13 protein-coding genes are annotated in these 19,199 nt (G+C 41.2%); 6 read left to right on the forward strand and 7 right to left on the reverse strand.

Annotated elements, in window-relative coordinates:
- Positions 1–17: 17 nt before the first annotated feature.
- Positions 18–296 (forward strand): hypothetical protein, encoded by a 279-nt coding sequence (locus Q8N37_02285; GenBank protein MDP3057327.1) that lies wholly within the window; start codon positions 18–20, stop codon positions 294–296.
- Between the two features lie 29 nt (positions 297–325).
- Here the strand turns inward: Q8N37_02285 and Q8N37_02290 are convergent, their stop codons facing one another.
- The 5 genes from Q8N37_02290 to Q8N37_02310 all read right to left on the reverse strand — a co-directional run bounded on the left by Q8N37_02290 (position 326) and on the right by Q8N37_02310 (position 10,736).
- A complete protein-coding gene (locus tag Q8N37_02290) occupies positions 326–1,786 on the reverse strand; it encodes a MiaB/RimO family radical SAM methylthiotransferase (protein MDP3057328.1) in 1,461 nt (486 codons plus the stop codon).
- Between the two features lie 172 nt (positions 1,787–1,958).
- Positions 1,959–3,464 (reverse strand): DUF5667 domain-containing protein, encoded by a 1,506-nt coding sequence (locus Q8N37_02295; GenBank protein ID MDP3057329.1) that lies wholly within the window; start codon positions 3,462–3,464, stop codon positions 1,959–1,961.
- 111 nt (positions 3,465–3,575) lie between these two features.
- Positions 3,576–5,021, reverse strand: coding sequence for a phospholipid carrier-dependent glycosyltransferase (locus Q8N37_02300; protein MDP3057330.1), 1,446 nt, complete (start codon positions 5,019–5,021; stop codon positions 3,576–3,578).
- A gap of 1 nt (position 5,022) precedes the next feature.
- A complete protein-coding gene (thrS, locus tag Q8N37_02305) occupies positions 5,023–6,798 on the reverse strand; it encodes a threonine--tRNA ligase (protein ID MDP3057331.1) in 1,776 nt (591 codons plus the stop codon).
- Positions 6,799–7,190: 392 nt separating this feature from the next.
- Entirely contained in the window at positions 7,191–10,736 is a 3,546-nt protein-coding gene (locus tag Q8N37_02310) for a DNA polymerase III subunit alpha (protein MDP3057332.1), read from the reverse strand.
- A 234-nt stretch (positions 10,737–10,970) separates the two neighbouring features.
- Between Q8N37_02310 and Q8N37_02315 the strand changes: the two genes are divergently transcribed.
- Together Q8N37_02315 and Q8N37_02320 are read left to right on the forward strand one after the other, a co-directional pair.
- A complete protein-coding gene (locus tag Q8N37_02315; GenBank protein MDP3057333.1) occupies positions 10,971–11,291 on the forward strand; it encodes a hypothetical protein in 321 nt (106 codons plus the stop codon).
- Positions 11,291–11,548: a hypothetical protein gene (locus Q8N37_02320; protein ID MDP3057334.1), complete on the forward strand. Its 258-nt coding sequence runs from the start codon at positions 11,291–11,293 to the stop codon at positions 11,546–11,548. The genes Q8N37_02315 and Q8N37_02320 overlap by 1 nt, the downstream gene beginning before the upstream one ends.
- 150 nt (positions 11,549–11,698) lie before the next feature.
- Here Q8N37_02320 and Q8N37_02325 read toward each other — a convergent pair whose 3' ends face one another.
- The gene (locus tag Q8N37_02325) at positions 11,699–12,451 is read right to left on the reverse strand and encodes a PrsW family intramembrane metalloprotease (GenBank protein ID MDP3057335.1); all 753 of its coding nucleotides are present in this window, start codon (positions 12,449–12,451) and stop codon (positions 11,699–11,701) included.
- A 210-nt stretch (positions 12,452–12,661) separates the two neighbouring features.
- On the opposite strand from Q8N37_02325, the gene Q8N37_02330 reads away from it, so the two are divergent.
- The 3 genes from Q8N37_02330 to Q8N37_02340 are packed head-to-tail and all read left to right on the forward strand — an operon-like array spanning position 12,662 to position 18,739.
- The gene (locus Q8N37_02330; GenBank protein ID MDP3057336.1) at positions 12,662–17,281 is read left to right on the forward strand and encodes an Ig-like domain-containing protein; all 4,620 of its coding nucleotides are present in this window, start codon (positions 12,662–12,664) and stop codon (positions 17,279–17,281) included.
- Positions 17,282–17,314: 33 nt separating this feature from the next.
- Positions 17,315–17,938 (forward strand): FN3 associated domain-containing protein, encoded by a 624-nt coding sequence (locus Q8N37_02335; protein ID MDP3057337.1) that lies wholly within the window; start codon positions 17,315–17,317, stop codon positions 17,936–17,938.
- A gap of 9 nt (positions 17,939–17,947) precedes the next feature.
- Complete coding sequence (locus Q8N37_02340; GenBank protein MDP3057338.1) at positions 17,948–18,739, forward strand: hypothetical protein; 792 nt, start codon at positions 17,948–17,950, stop codon at positions 18,737–18,739.
- On the opposite strand, the gene Q8N37_02345 is transcribed toward Q8N37_02340, so the two are convergent.
- Entirely contained in the window at positions 18,705–19,106 is a 402-nt protein-coding gene (locus tag Q8N37_02345) for a hypothetical protein (protein ID MDP3057339.1), read from the reverse strand. The two genes, Q8N37_02340 and Q8N37_02345, sit on opposite strands and share 35 nt — an antisense overlap.
- Between the last annotated feature and the right edge of the window lie 93 nt (positions 19,107–19,199).

Genomic DNA, 19,199 nt, shown 5'->3' on the forward strand with positions numbered 1-19,199 from the left:
ATACAGGAGGACAAAATATGAACGGAATGATTTTACCAACACTAATTGTTTTAAGTATATTTCTCGTTTTTCTTAATTTTTCGAAAAAAAACGAGGATATAATAAGCATAATATTGTATGGTATACTTGGTATTTTGAGTATGTATTGGCTTGCTCAAATAATTTATAGTGATTTGGGGATGCCGCATGAATGGTGGAAGGAGGCTGTAATATTGCCTGGTTTTATGATAGTTTTGATCGTTTGGTCGGCTATTGATGACTTTGGAATTATGCTTAAATTATTCAAGGCGTCATAGTGCTATTTGTTTCACATCTAGCACTTTTTTTATTCTACAAATTTTCCTTCCAGTCCCCAGGCGCTTGCCTGGGTTATTTTTATTTTAGCGAATTGGCCCACAGTAAGTTTGCCTTCCAAGGACTCCCCTTGGAAGTTTCCAAGGGGAGTCCTTGGAAGGGAGAGAATAGCAATCCTCACATTTTTAAAAGTTCTTGTTTTTCCGGCTGCAAATCCGCCATCCAATTTTTCTATTAAAACCTCAACTATTTTCCCGACATATTTTTTATTATTCGCGAGGGCGGTTTTTCTGAGAATGTCATTAAGAAATTCTTTGCGGCGTTTTTTTTCGGTAATTGGCACATTATCTTTCAGCTTTGCCGCGGCAGTGCCGGTGCGAGGGGAATATTGGGCTAAATAGGCCATGTCGTATTTTACGCTTCGCATGATTTTGGCGGTGTTGGCGAATTGCGCTTTGGTCTCTCCCGGGAATCCGACAATAATATCGGTGGAAATCGCGATTGGCGGATTCCAAACACTCGACTTGTCATTGCGAGCGTTAGCGAAGCAATCTCTTGTGCTATTCTTATGTTTTGAGATTGCTTCGTCGCTTTGCTCCTCGTAATGACGGAATTGGTATGTTTTTTTAATTTTATTTATTAATTTCAGATATTGCACGCTGGTATAGCGCCGGTTCATTTTTTCGAGGATTTTATCATCTCCGGCTTGGATCGGCAGATGCACATATTCGCAGATTTTTTTGGATTTTGCCATTATTCGGATCAATTCGTCGCTCATATCTTTCGGATGGCTGGTAAGGAAGCGGATCCAAAAATTGCCGGGAATAGCATTGATTAATTTTAAGAGCTGGGGAAAAGTAACGGGTTTTTTCTTATTCTCTATTGATTTATAAGAATTTACATTTTGCCCCAGTAGTGTGATTTCTTTATATCCTTTGCCGATCAATCTTTTCACTTCTTTGATTATTTCTTTTGCCGGCCGCGATATTTCCCGTCCCCGGGTATAAGGCACGGCGCAATAAGAGCAAAAATTATTGCAGCCGGTCATAATCGGAATATATGCGCTAAAATTGCTTTGGTATTGGGGATTGATCCTGAAATAATCGGTATAATCAAAAGCTTTGAATTCTTGTTCGCTCGCATCGGGGTTCAGGAGTTTGAGCAGTTTTTTAAGTTCGTCGTTCTTGGGACTGGTTAATTCTTTAATATCGATGATCAGGTCAAATTTATCTTTGAGTTTCTTTTTATCCGATTCAAGAAGGCAGCCGGTCAGAATAGTTTTGCCGGATTTATTTATTTTCCTGAAATTTATCAGTTGTCCGTATATTCTATTGATGGCGGATTGGCGGACAGAGCAGGAGTTTATTATAAGCAAATCGGCTTCATTGATATTTTTTGCCGGCATGATTTTTGCCAATTTCAAGATCGCCGCGATTCTTTCACTATCGCTTATATTCATCTGACATCCATATGTTATGATAAAATATTTCATAATATAAAGTAATAATAAGCCGCTTGCCTCGCGTCGATGAGCTTTGCGAGTCGAGGCGGGTAGGTAATGATATGATATTTCATAAGTTCATTTTAACATAGTTTTATTTATTTTCAATCCAAAAACCCGCTTTTGGCGGGCATTTGGATATTGATAAAGAAAGAACTTTTATTTAGTATAGATCTTTGGAGTCAGTGCCAGTTCCGGATATTGGACATTTGTCTACTTTTCTCCAATTAGCTGGCACATCGCAGGGTGTGGGAAATACTTTACAGATTCCTTCCGGACTGATTGCCGGTGTGATCACTTGAATACAGACTGCTGGTTTAGGAGTAATGCTTACAGTAGGTGGAATTTCCGGTATACTTATGTCCGGTGGGATTTTTGGTATGCCTGTAATAGGCGGAGTTTCACAAGTTCCTTTCCGAATTATTTCCATTCCGGCCGCTTTGGCAAAACACTCATTAGAATAAGTTTTACCGTTTTTACCGCAAACCGGATTCCATATCTCAATACAAGCGGGGCCAACATTCAAAACAGGAGGGGTATTTGGGGGAGTAACGCCTGTATCGGGAGTAATGATTCTATTGGGTGGAACCACCACATCGCCCGTGACTATACATATGGGTTGCGAAGGACAGCCTTTTATGTCCGGGCCAAAAACCACTCTTCCGTTTTTGCAAAAATCAGAGGCAACGCCCCAAGCCGCACAGCCGATTCGCCGCCCTTCCTCGTTTATTTTTTTTAAAATATCCGCTTTTCCCGCCTCCAGTTTTTCTTGCAGCCGGGGAGTCTCAACTGTCGCGGTTCCCGCTTTTATTCTCGCTTTCAAATTTTCCAATATTTCCAGTTGTGTTTTTTTGACGCCGGAAATTGTTCCGATATAGCCTTTAAATTTTTCCTGATCTTCCGGGCTCATTTTTTCCAGATCCCTCTGCAGTCTTTTCAGAGAATTTTCTTCGGCTTTTTGGATTGCTCCTCTTGCCTGTTCCGGTAATTTTTCTCCCAAATTTTTTAAAACTTCCAAATTTTTGAATTCTTTAAACTGGCTGCCTGCCTGTTTATCCAGGGCGCTATCAAGCTTTTCGGTTATTTTTTCCGGCCTGTCTTCCAATTTTTGCATTACGTTATTAAATCTTTCCAGCTGCGCGTCTTTTGCTTCTTTTATTTTTGCGAGCGCTTCCGATGGAACCTGGGTTTCCAATTTTTGAAGAAGTTTTTGGTGCAGGGCTTGCTGGCCGATGAATTTATTAAGGAAAGTTTCCACTTGAGGATTTTCTTTGGCTTTTTGATTTATTGCGTTGGCTGCTGTTTTCAGCTGTTCGGCTTCTTTTTGGTAATTTTCCGTTGCCTTTTTAATCGCTTCTTGGTTTTTATTTTGTTCGATCGTTTTTTTCAGTTCCAGTAATTTTTCATTGGCAAATTTCTCTTTTAGCTCAGTTTTGGCGATAGAGCTAAAAGTGAAAAAACTCTGGATTCCTCTTTGCCAGTTTTTTAGAAAATAAAATGAGCTATCCGGCAGAATTACTGGTTCGCTGATCCCCAGATCGCTTGCTTGTATATTTTCATCGAGATTCACGGCGGCTGCCGTTTCTGGCGCTGTTTCCTGGGCTAAGGCCGTCAATCCAAAAATAAAAATCATCGCTAAGCTTAAACCGAAGATTTTTAAACTTTTCATATTTTTTTATTGATTAATTATTTATAATTTATATTTTTATTGCTTTAATTTTAGTCTTTTTTAGAAACGCTGTCAATTTTTTCAATGCTAATTTTCATCTTGACCGTTCATTTAGCTCAAAAAATCAATTATTCCCATTTCAAATTTATCCAGTTCCGGCGTCATTGGCCAGCCATACGAAAGAGGGGTAAGAATGGCGAAGCTTATGGCGATTAAAATCAACAACGCGGCGAAAATCTCTTTGTCTTTTTGGTAAATTTTTTCCAGATAAATGCTTAAAAGCAGAATGGCAAACGTGGCCGAGAGCAGGTAATGATAAAGAAAAGCCACGCGTTTGACCCCGATGAAAGGCAGGATATTGGCAAAATACGCCAAAACCAGCAAATACATAAACGGTGTAATTTTTTGCCGTTCTTTTTTACTGACTATTAAAATCAAAGTCAGAGCGATCGCTCCAAACGCGAGCCCCCAGAGGACAGGATTTCCGAGAAAATAAATTTTTCCGATCTTTTGTCCATTGTCGGGAGTCGGCGCTTGATACCAATAATATATCGGTTTTTTATCAGAAGGCCATTCGTTCCATACACTGCTAAAAGGATGAGTGGCGGTCAGTCCGGCGCTGGCGCCGTACATTGTGGCATTTAACTCAATGAATTTTTCCCAAAAATTAAGCGGATCGGGAGTATCTTCTTTTCCGTTTTTGAGTTCGGACTGGAAAGGCGCGCTCATAAACGCGTCGCCCTGTCCGGACTTGGTCAGAAGATCGAAATGGATATAAAACGGGATCAAATAAATCAGGAATCCCGTCACGAAAATGATCACAATGCCGGCGATAGCTTCTTTGATTTTGATCATTATAGAAACGGCATGATTTTCCGGGCTTAGCCAATCGGACATTTTTCTGCTAATAATTTTAATCAATAAAATTGTTACAATAACGCCGATTGTCGCGAGTCCTGTCCATTTTATTGAAACAGTTAATCCGAAACTAACGCCGGTTAGCGCCAGAAAAGCAAACCATTTCTTGCTGAAGATTTTTTCTTTTTGATAAAGCAGGAAAAAGCAGAAAGTCAGGATCTCAAAAAACACGAGGAAGATATCAATAGCGATTATTTTTGATTGAACCAGGAAGGCGTTATCGAGTAGGATCAGCACTCCGGCGATCAGGGCAATCTGTCTTGAGCGGGTGGCAAGGTACGCGAACCACGAAAAAAGCAATACGAATAAACTTCCGAACAAAGCCGGCAGAAATCTTAAGGTGAAAAATAATTGCGAGTTTGCCGCTTCGCCGATTTTGTCAAAGTTAAACACAAGATCGAAATTCATTAATTTTGCCCAGCCGGCGATGATAAGCTTTCCCAGAGGCGGGTGGATGTCAAAATAATATTGGTGGTTGAAATAAGCCGCGGCAAATTTACCAAAGTATATTTCGTCAAAAATTGTCTGATTGGGGTAGGCGAGGAAGGCGAAATGAACAATGAAAGCCGATATTGCCAGAATAACGAATAGATAGTTTGTTCTGAGAAAATCTTTTAGCCAAATTATTGACAAATGCATATTATTTTTTTTCTTCGATTTCTTTTTTAATCATTTCAATGAACTTTTTAATTTCCAGAGTTTCGGTTTTTTTATCGCCGCGAGTCCGGACATTGACGGATTTGGATTCTATTTCTTTATCTCCAACCACAAGAAGATAGGGGATCTTTTGCATTTCTCCGGCGCGGACTTTTTTGCCAAGAGTTTCATTGGTTTCGTCAATTTCAACCCTTATGTCATTATTCAGAAGTTCTTTGTGGATTTTTTTGGCGTAATCCAGGTGTTTTTCAGTGGATATCGGAACGATTCGCGTTTGTACAGGCGCGAGCCAAGCGGGAAAAGCTCCAGCGGTCTGTTCGACCAAAAAAGCGAAGAATCTATCGAAAGAACCCATTATTGCACGGTGTATTATAACCGGTTTTTCTTTTTCACCTTTTTCATTGATAAAAGACAGATCAAACCTGTCGGGCGAATAGAAGTCTAATTGGCAAGTTGCTATCGAGTCTTCTTTTCTTGCCACATTTTTGATCTGGACGTCGATCTTTGGTCCGTAGAACGCCGCTTCTCCCACCGCTTCCACGAATTTTACTTTAAGTTTTTTTAAGACCGACCTTACTATTTCGGACGATTTCTCCCATAATTCTTTATTCTCGATATTGCCATATTTTTCTTTATTATTAAAGTCAGGGAGAGACAGCCTGAACCAATATCCTTCGATCCGGAAATCCTCGTAGACTTTTTGGAAAAGGGCGATTACTTTTTCCAATTCTTCTTTTACTTGCTTTTGAGCGCAATATATATGGGAATCGTTTTGTGAAAAACATCTTGCCCGGATCAGTCCGGTTAAGACGCCTGATCTTTCAAACCGGTGAAGCAAGCTGAAGTCGGATAATCTTAAAGGAAGGTCCTTATAACTTTTAAGCCCATGTTTGAAAATTATATGATGATGCGGACAATTCATCGGCTTCAGATAATATTTTTCTCCCTCGATGTCAATAGGACTGTACATGTCGTCTTTATAATGCGCAAGATGTCCTGAGGTTTTGTATAATCTTTCATGAGTTAAGGCGGGAGTATAAACGAAACTATATCCGTTTTTTTTCTCCAGCTCATACATATAATCTTCGAGCCTTTTTCTGATAAAAGCGCCTTTGGGAAGCCAGAGAGGAAGTCCTTTGCCGACTTCTTCAGAAATCATAAATAGATCCAGTTGTTCGGCTAATTTCCTGTGGTCTCTTTTTTCCGCTTCTTCCTGTTGTTTTAAATACTCTTGAAGAGCTTTTTTGTCCTGAAAAGCTACGCCGTAAATTCGCTGGAGCATTTTATTTTTTTCGTCTCCGCGCCAATAAGCGCCGGCGATTTTGGTGAGTTTGAAGCTGGTAGCGTCGATTTCGCCGGCAGAATCAATATGCGGCCCGCGGCAAAGATCCACGAAGTTTTCGGTTTTATATACGGTTACTTTCGGTTCTTTGGCCTCGGTTGCCAGTATTTCTATCTTATATTTTTGCATCGCCTTATTGAAATGAATAACCGCTTCTTCGTGTGAAATTTCTTGTCTTTCAAAAGGCAGGTTTTTATTGATTATTTTTCGCATTTTTTCCTCCAGTATCGGCAAATCTTCGGGGATCAAAGTTCGCGGCAGATCGAAATCATAATAAAATCCATTTTCGATATTCGGTCCTACGCCGAATTTCGCTTCCGGAAACATATCGAGAACGGCGGAAGCTAAGATATGCGCTAATGAGTGGCGTTTGATTTCAATATCATAATTTTTCTTATTTTCGTTGTTTTTGTTCATAGTATTTTTGTCATTCCGAGCGGAGCGAGGAATCTCTTGGGCTCAATAAAATAATAATAAGTCTAAGAGATTTCTCAGTCGTTGCTACTCCTTCGAAATGACAAATAAAATTAGCGATTTATTTAATAAAAAAAGCACTATTAATTTAGTACTTCAGGGCGTAAATAACTCATAACCAATGACCTATAACTGATAACAAATAAAAGTTATGGGTTATAAGTTTTTAGTTATTAGTTGTTTTGCGCGGTTCCACCTGTATTTATGGCTCGTGAATTGTCTAGAAACTTAGTCTGCCGATGAGGCAGGTTCCTTGCGGAAAAAGGCTTGGTAAGCCCTTCAATCGTTTCTAAATATATAATAGGAGATTTTAGGAAGCGTGTCAAATGTTGGCGCTATTCAATTCTAATATTCTCTTTTGCCACTATTTTTTCCAGCGTTTCTTGCAGCGCCGGCGTATAATTCACCGAATACGGCGTTTTGAGGGTTTTTGTTCCGCTAGCGGATTCAATATTGAGAATGACTTGATTGATTCCTTTTTCCGCGCCGGCAATCATATTTTTCAATTCAGTCATTTTTTCCTTATTCCAATCAGCGCTGATTTTGATGAAAATCTTTGGAGCGTTTGGAGGATTATATATTCCATCTCGATTGTTTGCTTGATCGCTGCCAGAAGAGCCATTGCCGCCCGAAGCAGTGTTGTCAGAATGGGATTTTAATTTTTCTTCAGTGATGATATTTGCCTCGTCCACCAAAATTTTTGTTTCATTGTCGCGAAAATTCACTTTGCCGGTTATGATGACGATATTATTTTCCGTCCAGACCAGCGGATTTTTGTCCAGAACTTTGGCAAAAACCACCGCTTCGGTTTTGCCGGTAAGGTCTTCTATTTCCGCGAAGACCATCAGGCGATTGGTTTTGGTCATAATTTTTTTGACACTATTGATGATCGCGCCGATCTTTACCGGAGATCCTTCGCTTTTGTGCTTTAGGTCTTTGATCGGAATTCCGATCTTTTTAAAATATTGGCTGTAGCGGGCGAGAGGGTGGCCGGAAACATACAAGCCCATTAATTCTTTTTCCCAGTTCAAATACGCCGTCTTATCGTCGGCGGTCAGTTCGCGGGAAGGCAAGTTCAAATGACTTACGGAAAAAGCGGCATCGCCGAAGAGGCTTGCTTGCATACTGCTTTTATTTTTGTGGAGTTCGTGGGAATATTCAAGGATTTTTTCAATATTTTCCACAATCGTATGGCGGGGCAGGAATTTATCGAAAGCTCCGGTTTTTGCCAGCGCTTCAATGGATTTCTTGTTTAATTCGTGAGGGTCAAGCCTTTCCAGAATGTCTTCGAAGTTTTTAAAAGCGCCATGAGCTTTTCGCTCCGCGACCAGATTTTCGACAAATTTTTCGCCGATATTTTTTATCGCCAAAAGTCCGAAGCGGATAGTTTTTTCGTCAATGTAAGTGAAGTTTTTCAAGCTTTCGTTGATATCGGGAGGCAAGACTTTTATGCCCATATTTTCGCATTCTTCCACGGCTTCGGCGATCTTTTCGGTATCATCGGATTCCGCAGTCATTACCGCCGCCATAAATTCCGCTGGGAAATTGGCTTTCATATAAGCGGTATAATAGGCGACATTGGCATAGCTCGCGGCATGGGCTTTATTGAATCCGTAAGCGGCAAAAGGCTCGATCAGAGTAAAAAGTTCCTGGGCTTTTTGCTTTGTCATTCCTCCGGCGATCGCTCCATCAGTGAATTTTATTTTTTGGCGCGCCATTTCCTCGGCGATTTTTTTGCCCATGGCTTTACGGAGCTTGTCGGCTTCTTCCCAAGTATAGCCGGCGATATTGATGGCGATAAGGAGCACGTCGTCTTGATAGGTGATGATTCCGTAAGACATGTCGAGAATACTTCTCATTCGCGGATCAAGCACTTTGATCAAAGTCGGGTTATGCTTTCTCGCGATGAATTCCGGAATGGAATTCATCGGGCCCGGGCGGAAAAGCGCTACCATGGCCATGATATCGAAAATAGTCGTGGGTTTTAATTCTTTGAGATAGCGCGTCATGCCGGATCCGGAAAGCTGAAAAACTCCCATAGTTTGGCCTTTGGTCAGGAGGTCGAATGTTTTTTTGTCGTCCATGGGAATAGCCTGAAAATCAACCGTGATGCCTTTGGTGCCTTTGACGATTTTTACCGCTTGTCCCAAGATCGACAGATTTCTTATTCCCAAAAAGTCCATTTTTACCAATCCCACTTCTTCCACGGCGCCCATTTCATATTGAGTGATCACTTTTTCTCCGCCAGGATCTTTTTGAAGCGGCAGGTAATCAGTCAGGTCGGTAGGCGAAATAACCACTCCGGCAGCGTGCACTGACGCGTGGCGCGCCACTCCTTCCAGTTTTTCCGCCAAATCCAGTATTTTTTTCACTTCCGGGTCGTTTTTGTAGGCGGCTCCGAGCGATGGCGTCATTTTTTTTGCCTGATCGATCGTCATAGTGGAGCCCTGGCTTCCCATCGGGATCATTTTGGCGATCGAGTCGGATTTGGTATAGGGAATGCCAAGCGCCCGGGCTACGTCTCGCACGGAAGCTCTCGCGGCCATGGTTCCAAAAGTGACAATTTGCGCGACTTTGTCTTTGCCGTATTTTTGGGTGACGTATTCAATTACTTTATCGCGCTTGTCATCGGCAAAGTCCATATCAATATCCGGAGGAGAGGGGCGAAAGGGATTCAAAAATCTTTCAAAAGGCAGATTGTATTTCAGGGGATTGATATTCGTGATCGCCAGGCAGTATGAGACAAAGCTTCCGGCAGCCGAACCTCTGGTGGTAGAAATTATTCCTTCCGTTCTTGACCAGTTGACGAAATCCGCCACAATGAGAAAATAAGCCGAATATTTTTTTTGGAAAACAATGCCTAATTCATACTCGATTCTTTCTATTTCTTTGGGGTCAACTTTTCCATGGAGAGCTTCGGGGAAAACATCTTCCGGTTTTACGGCAATATTATTTCTTCCAGCCAATCCTTCATAGGTTTTTCTTTTTAAATACTGATCGACAGTGTAATTTTCCGGCAAAGGAAAGGCGGGAAAATGCCGGGCGGTAAGTTCGATCGCGAGATCGCACATCGCGGCGATTTTTTCAGTATTTTCGATCGCTTCAGGCGTTTCTTTCATTGCTTCGATCATTTCTTCCGGCGTTTTGAAGGAAAAATCTTCTCCCAGCATGCTCATCCTGTCTTTTTCCGTGACTTTCCGGTTCATTTGGATGCAAAGCAGAGTATCCTGCGCTTCGGCGTCTTCTTTCAGCAAATAATGCGCGTCGTTTGTCGCTACCAGAGGAATATTCAATTTTTTGGAAATTTCAATCAGAGCTTTGTTGACTATCAGCTGTTCCGGCAGATTTGGATGGGGTTCAATTTCAAGATAAAAATTTTCATGGCCGAAAATATCTTCATATTCTCGGGCGAGTTTTTCGGCTTTTTCCCGGTCGTTGCCGAGAATTGCCTGGCCGATCTCGCCTTTAATGCAGGCGGAAAGGCCGATAATGCCTTTGGCATATTTTCTCAAAATTTCCTTGTCAATTCTGGGCTTATAATAAAATCCGTCCAAATGGGCAATGGAATTCAACTTGATCAGATTTTTGTAGCCTTCCTGGTTTTTGGCCAGAAGCACCAGATGATAGCGGATATCATCAACCCTCGGCTCTTTATCAGAGAGCTTTCTTTTGGCGACATAGCTTTCCATGCCGATTATCGGCTTAATGCCGGCGGCTGTGGCTTTTTTGTAAAATTCTATCGCGCCATACATTGAGCCGTGATCGGTGACGGCAAGGCTGGTCATTCCGAGTTTTTTGGCGCGTTCAATCAAAGGATCGATCTGGATCATCCCGTCAAGAAGGCTATAGTGAGAATGGACGTGTAAATGCGTGAATTTCATAGGGTTGTTTAGTACACCTATTCTAACAAAAAAACGGAATTAGGCAACCCCGTCGAATTTTAAAGAATAATATAATTTTAATTAAAAAATATTTTGTTTACTGTGTTAAAATTTTATTTAACGCGGTGGATAACTTTTTTTGACAGAATTCCGTGATTAATCTATTATTACTTTGCAAGCTTGACATTTTAGGGATATAGGCTATAATTTAAAGTCTAATACTAAATAAACATTATGCTTAATCAAATATTTCGCTTTATTTATCCGCCTCTCTCTTCATTTGAAATAAGAAGAAAATATAATATTCCTGATAAATTTAATTTAACCGTTGAATTAACTGTTGATGGCTTTTTTGTCTTAACTTCCGAGGAATTGCCCGGACTTATAACGGAAGCGAAAGACGGAAAAGAGCTTATTAAAATGTTCAACGATGCAGTGCTTACTTACTATGATGTTCCAAAACGCGAGGGCGATATTGCTTTTGAAAGATTAAACCTTGACGGCTATGGGACTTTTACCTTAAAAGCCGATAATCGAGTTAAACAAGAAGCATAATGGGCAAACTTGATTTTAATCGAGATCAATGTATTAGAGCATTGATAAAAATAGGATTTAGAGATGGAAATAATCGTCGTGGCAATCACGACAAATTTTTAATACCGAAACATCTTGAAGGCACCAGAAACCCCAGCCAACCTCCTTTTATTGTTGTCCCCAGAAGCAGACAATTGCATTGCCAATTCGCGATAATAAAAGAATTAAAGAAGCTTGGCGGTGAAGAACTGGCAGATAATTTTTTAAAAAACATTTAGAAAAAATTAATTTTGTCTTAATAAAAAAAGCGATTCAAAAAGGAGGATCGCCTTTTGTTTTATTGAAGATATTTATTTAAAATTCATCCTTCATTGTTTTAGCAGACTATTAAGAATACGGTGGGAACAGCATTAGTCCGCAAAAAATGATCAGCTGTTATTGAATTTTCGCGGCGAAATTCCCTGGAGAATTTTAAAATCTTTTGAAACAAAAACCGCGATGATCATCAGGGGAATGCTGAAATAGATCGCCGAGGTTTCTTTTGAAACGATGATAAAATAATTAAAAACGCCGTGCAAAATTATGGCAAAGGCGAAACCTTTGGCTATCAATAGACGCGGGTTTGCCGGGCATTGGTCGCGCTTGCAGAGCGAAAGAGCGTAATAGAATCCGATGATGGCTGACGCCAAAGTATGGAGAAAAGTGGCTCCAATAAAGCGAATTCCCAATATATAAAGAGGCAGAGCCGGGTCAAAGAAAAAAGCCGGCGAGAACAAAAGCATTACCATGATATTTTCCACTGCCGCGAATCCCAGAGCCGCGACGATCATATAGATCATCGCGTCTTCGGGCTCGTCGAAAACAGGATTATGCTTCATTGCCAGGCGCACGACCAGATATTTGAAAAATTCTTCTATTGCCGCGATGCCGATAAAAACAATCGCGAGATTTTTCGCGAAAGAGTTGAAGAAATCCGGCAAAGCTGAATTTAGAAAATTGAAAAATCCGATAGCTTGCCATTCAATGATGATCACCAAAGGCACGATGGCCATTCCGGCCAAGAATATCAGCAAAAGCCATTTTTTGGGCTCGGGATGGATATCTTTCCGCAAATAAAAAGCGAGCCAGACGATGCTGGGCAAAATTCCCAAAATAATCGCAAGAAAATAATTATATGGCATAAAATAATTTTAACTCCGCCAGTTGGCGGATTAACGCTTTAATATTTTAACATAAAAATTAACTAATGGACAATGAATTTGAAAAAATCTGGAAAAAATTCTTGACAAAAAATACCGTTGTGATAGTATTATTCACAAACAGTAAATTTAATAAATTATTAATAATTAACCTGCCTTCGCTGAAGCTTCGGCGAGGCAAGCAATAAAAATATGAATACCCCCCCCGTTAGTTTAAAGAATAAGGTTTACCGAATTTTTAAACAATCATTTTTTATTATTTTCGCCGCGGCATTTTTAATGGGCGGTTTTTTTGTTGCCGATAGCGCATTGGCAACTGGCGGAACGGTTTCGGTTATTGCGCAAAATTCGCAAGTAAACGTTTCAGCAGATGCCGTTAGCGGTTCAAGTGTCAGCGTAGGAACAATTACAATGACCGAAGGTAATAACGGAGCTTTTCAGTTGGGCACTATAACTTTGACGCCCCCGACAGGTTTTATATTTGATATAACGTCTATTGTAGACATTGAAATTATTGGCGATTCTTCTTTCGCTAATAATATTAATAATGCAGTAAGTGGAACGCATTTCTCAGCTTCTACCGTAGCATCTTTAATAAGTTTTAATATTATCGCGCCAAGCGCTAACAATAAAGCCGGCACATTGGTATGGTCAAATATAAAAGTAAAGCCGACATCTGGATCGCCTTTAGTTTCAGGTAGAATAACAATTGGCGGAACATCCGTGGCATCCCCTAACGCATATAATAATGTTTTTCCAATTTTATTAAATGAAGTTGCCGGTTATCCAAGTGTAAGTAATTCAACTTTTGTCTGCAATCCTACAGTGCAAGCTGCAGGCGGTATATCTACTTGTAATATCACAGTAAGAGATCAGTTTAATAATTCAATATCAAGTGCTTCAGTTCTACTTTCGTCTACTGGTTCGGGTAATAATTTTAGTACCAATCCAGCTTTGACCGACGCAAATGGCAATACTACGATAACTTTGGGATCAGGTACGGCAGAGACTAAGATTGTTACTGCAACTATTGACGGAAGTGTGATTCTACCGACGCAATTGATCATATTTTATGTTAGCACTCCAACCCAAGCACATATTGTTGCAATTCCAAATACTCAAGAAGCAAGTTTAAGTGGTAGCAGTGTTAATTTAACTATCAGTATTACTGATCAGCATGGTAATCCAGCCAATGATGGTATTGTGGTAAATGTCTCCGGTATTCCGAGCACGTTAGGTACCGTTACAGTTACTGGAAGTGGAAATACAGCAAGTGGTCAGGTAACACGTGTTTTAACTTTTAATAATAAAGGCGATATTACTTTGACAGTTAATATTTCATCTATAGGTAATCTTGCCTTGACTGGTGATAGTATTGTTCATTTTGTTGATACAATCAAACCGGTAATTACTATTATACTTCCAAATCCAGCCGAGGTTGAATATCGCGGCACGTATTCAGATGCGGGCGCTACAGCTTTTGATAATATAGATGGAAATATTACCAGCAGTATTATGGCTATCAATCTAGTTAACCCAAATACTATAAATGTAGTACCGAATTCGATTACAAAAATCGTTGGAGTTTATACGGTTACTTACAATGTTTCTGATAGCGTTCCAAACGCCGCTGATCCCGCAGTAAGAACCGTCAATGTATTGGACAGAATTGCTCCGATAATTACTTCCATCACTTCTGACGCTACGGCAGAAGGAGCTTTAAAAATTGGCAATACGATTACTTTTACTCTTACCCCAACTCCCGCAGAACCAGTTGCTACAGTAAGCGGTTCCTACAATGGACATTCTTTAACCTGGTCTACTGTTAATAGCGGGGTAACCTATACCGCAACTTATACTGTAATTGAGGGTGACACAGACCGAATTTCGCCATGGCAAATTACCGGCGTGATAATGACCGATGAAGCTGGCAACATAAGTGTTTCTGCAAACGGCACTGATGTAGTAAAGACGATTGATGCGAATACTCCTTCAATTCCGAGTGTGTTGGTTGCCGCTGGTCCGTACATCAACGCCGCAGAAGAATTGGCGGGATTTACGACGATGGTTTCTTACAACACGACACTTTCCAACGGCGCCAAAGCAGGCGACACGCTCGAGTTGTGGCTCAACGGTGCGCCGTTTATGATTGCGAAGACTGTCGTACTTTCAGCGAGCGACATTACTGCAGGTTCGTATAGTTTCACTATCATTACCGACGAGTTGGGCGCAGACGGCGTAAAGTTGCTGACCGCACGGCTCACGGATGTTGCAGGCAATGTGGGATTATGGAGTGCGTCTCTCGTTCTCACGCTCGACACAGGTATTCCGTCTGTACCCTCGGCACCGGATCTCGATGCGGCATCAGACCTTGGTCTATCAGATACCGACAATATTACCAACGACAACACGCCGTCCTTTAACGGCACGGCTGAAGCAGGTTCAACAGTGAAGCTCTACGATGGCGCAACTGAAATCGGAAACGGCACGGCAACGGGAGGAGGGGCGTGGAGCATCATTTCTACTCTTCTTGTGGACGGTGCACACACCATTACCGCGACCGCGACGGATGCCGCAGGCAACACGAGCGGTGCGTCTGAATCACTTTCTGTCACGATTGATACGGAACTTGTCGCGCTCTCCTTGACCTCCACTGCACCAAATCCGACAAAAGCATCTCCGATTTTGATAACCGCACAATTTACACAAGATGTAAACGGTTTTGAAGTTGGTGATATTGTCGTTACTAATGGAGCGGTTGGTACTTTTGTCAAAGTTAATGCTAGTACCTATCAGTTTGATGTAATACCCGCTGGACAAGGCGCGGTGACGGTCAATATCGCGGCAGGAGTCGCACATGATACAGCTGGCAACGGCAATACAGTAGCGACCGGACTCTCTCGCATCTACGACACGATAAACCCGACGGTTACATTGGTGGCGCTCTCTGATCTCGACGCGCTTGTGAAGCAAGGTGATACGCTAATAATCACGGCGACATTCAGCGAAGACATGGCGCTCTCGCCGGTGCCAACGATAGAACTTACTGGCACCAATACAGTTGCACCTGTCGCAATGACGCGCACTAGTGCGACCAACTACACTTACTCTCACACAGTCGGCGCCGGAGATGGTTTAGTAACTATCATTATTGCTGGTGGCACTGACCTTGCGACAAACACATTGATTATTAACTCCGCCACGACATTTACCGTAGACAATACCCTGCCGGTGATTGCGTCGAGCGATCCGATAAATACTGTTGCAAATGCGATAGGAGGCGCGACTGTTTTTTATACGACTCCGATTGCAACTGACCTTTATCCTGTAAATCCTGTAGTCACTTGTCTGCCTGCATCGGGTGCATTCTTTGTTCTTGGGAATACAATCGTAACCTGCAATGCAACTGACCAAGCGGGAAATATCGCAATTCCAATGACATTTAATGTTATGGTTAATCCTGACACAGTAACGCATATAATTTTGATTGCCTCACCGACGAGTTTAGCTTTCAGCCAGACAAGCTTAATCACTATTACGGGAAAAGATCAATACGATAATACAGTAACTAATAACGATTCAACCGTAATTGTTCTTTCCGCTGACGGTGGCGGAAGTCTTGGCGATACAATTTTAACTTTATCAGAAGGTGTGGCAACAACAAACCTTTCTAAAGATTCAGTTGGTATAGTTCACGTTACAGCATCCAGCGTTGGATTAAGTCCGCAAGCAGTGACAGTTACATTTACTAAAACCGATACCAGCAGTCCATATGTGGAAAGCCATACTCCAGTTAATGGAGCTACAGGCGTCGCTTTAAATATTCATCCGGTTTTAATATTTTCTGAACCACTAGACACTACCACAGTAAGTTCAGCCAATATTCAATTACGTAAATACAGTGATAATTCAGTGATACTAGCAAACGTTTCTCCTGCAGAGGGAGACAGACAGGTAATTATTACTCCAGCAAGTTCTTTGGATTTTAGCACCTCATACTACCTTGCAGTTTCAGCTGGCGTAACAGATAAAGTGGGCAATCCAGCAGTAGTGTTAGACAATAGCACCAAAGGCAATCATATGTTTACCACGCTAGTTGATAACACTGTTTTAGCGGTAACATATATTTCTGCGGTTGCAAACGCACACGGCTCAACAGGATTTGCCATAGCAAATAACACCTTTGAGGATGGCTGGGCGTGGATATTCTATATCACTGTCCCTACAAATGAGACTGCTTTCGCAATGAAATTTGCTGATTGGACAAGCGTTTTGCCAAATACAATTCCTGTTGCCAATAATGTCAGATATTCTTCAGTACAGGCGAGTAATGGTCCATTTGAAATTACCGAAGCAAATGAGCTTGGTGGATATCTAAATCTGACAGGCGATTTGTTCCCTGGAATTGCAGGCAGGCAAATTGAAATTTTAGTTGAAGCAAAAATACCGCTACTTTCGGCTGGAGGATCTTACTCAACAAGCTATGGCATACAAACAAATCCTGCAATTGCTCAAGCCACGGACGCAGAAAATGTCGCTGCCGCCCAAGCCGCTGTGACCGCACTGGCACAACCTTGGTCCCCAATCTATAATAATAATCGGAATATTATCACGGACCTGCAGGCGATAGTTGACGCAGTTTCAACCGGCGTAACAGTAACGATTAAAACAACCAATAACTCGCAAATTTCAATAGATGGTGCCATTGCATACCCGGGAGTGGCAGTTACCGGAAACGTAATATTTACCTTAACCAAAGGCACAGAAATTGTAGATCAGACAATTTCAGTGATTATTTATCCTCTCGGCTAATGGAGATTAAAAGTGTAACAAAAAACTACAATTATGAAAAATTTAATAAAAATTATATCTGTGATATTTCTGGCGTTGTTTTACGCGGTTAATTTTGCTTCAGCTTCAACAACAGGCGGTAATTTAAACACAGGAATAGACACGGGAATTGGTGGAACTGTTATTGTAAATCCAACTGCAAATGTGCCGTCTGGAATATATACATCGGTGCAATATGTCAGCTTGGCGGCAATAGGTTCTTTAAGCGTTTACTATACAACTAATGGAGATGCGCCCATTTGTTTAGCCTCAAGCATTTATTCAGCTCCGATAGTTATTTCCGCAACGTCAACCTTAGAAGCAATTGCTTGTTATGCAAATAGTATTACATCAAGTATCTCTTCGTTTCCTTATGTGATTAATTTGCCTACTACTCCCACGCCTAGCCCAACTCCCACGCCAGTACAGCAATCTTCAGGTGGCGGAGGAGGTTCATATACCCCTCCCCCAACATCCAAAACGGGCGACATTGATGGCAATGGCAAAGTTGATAAATATGATTTTGCTATGCTGATGGCATCTTGGGATCAAACCGGATCAAATTCATCTGATTTAAATCACGATAATAAAGTTGATAAATATGACTTCGCTTTATTAATGTTAAACTGGGGTAAATAAAACAAAAATATGAAAAACACCAAAACAAAAATTATATTATCAGCGATTATCTTTTTGTCAGTTGCCGGTTTTGCCGGAATAGTTGCCGCCGCGGGTTCTTCCGTGTATGTTTCCCCGGCAAGCTTGACCAAAACCGTCGGGGACATTTTTAGCGTGTCCGCAGGAGTTAGCACTTCGGGAAGCAAAGTTTGCGCTGTTGAGGGGAGATTAGTTTTTAACAATCTGTCTTGCCAAAGCATAACTGTGGACGGAAATGTCACTCCGCAATCTGTGCCTACTTGTTCAAATCCATATTTTTTAATTGGCGTGCCAAGCTGTTCAACAGCAGATAAGGTATTGTTTACAGTGTCAGCCAAGGCCGGAAGCGCCGGCACAGCCTCTATTAGCTTCACAGGCGTTGATATAATAGGCGAAGGTGTGTCAGTTGGCACAGCTTCGGTAAGTGGAAATTATACGATCAATGCTATTCTAACAGCAACCTTAACACCAGCGCCGACAACTGCGCCAAAAACCGCATCAACACCAACGCCCAAATCTATGCCCAAATCAACGGTCACGCCGACTTCTACGCCTACTCCGGTTTCAGACGAACAGCCTTCTGTATTAACTCCAACCCCGACTCCATTACCTCAAACAGTGTCAAACGAACAGCCTCCGAAACAATCTTCGTTCATGGCGGCAGTTAGTAGTGTCTTCACTCTGGGAACTGGAAATATCTGGGTAAGTCTTTTAATTCTATTGATCATCGGCGGTGTAATTTATTACTTTATTCGAAGAGAGCGCCGCAAGAACTTGGAGTAAACTCGTTATAAAAAACTCCCGCGATCAATATTGCGGGAGTTTTGATTTGTCGATAACCCCTTGCTTTTTTACGGAAAAGTAGTAAGCTATGTTTATTGTTGTACGCAACAAAAGGAGGTAATAAAGGTACGGCAATAAAACTAAAACATTCCTTGAGGCTTATGGCACTATTAAGCCTCGGTTTATTCTCACTAACATTAAATAATGTTGAAAAAGTTGAGAAAATACCCATTTCCGTATATCCTATTGTGGGATTATTAATTATGTATGGTATATATATTAACGGAAAAAAAAGTCCTGACACATGCGCTGAAAAAAAATAAATTTCAGCGCTGTTTTTTTTGCGATTAAAGATTTTTCTATACATATATAAAGATAATATAACTAAGCGGATATTGCAAAATATTTGATATTATAATCTTCCTGTGTTAGAATGAAAATATAATTGTTAAAATAATTT

The organism is bacterium (genome assembly GCA_030693205.1).
Lineage (GTDB): Bacteria > Patescibacteriota > Minisyncoccia > JAHIHE01 > JAHIHE01 > JAHILZ01.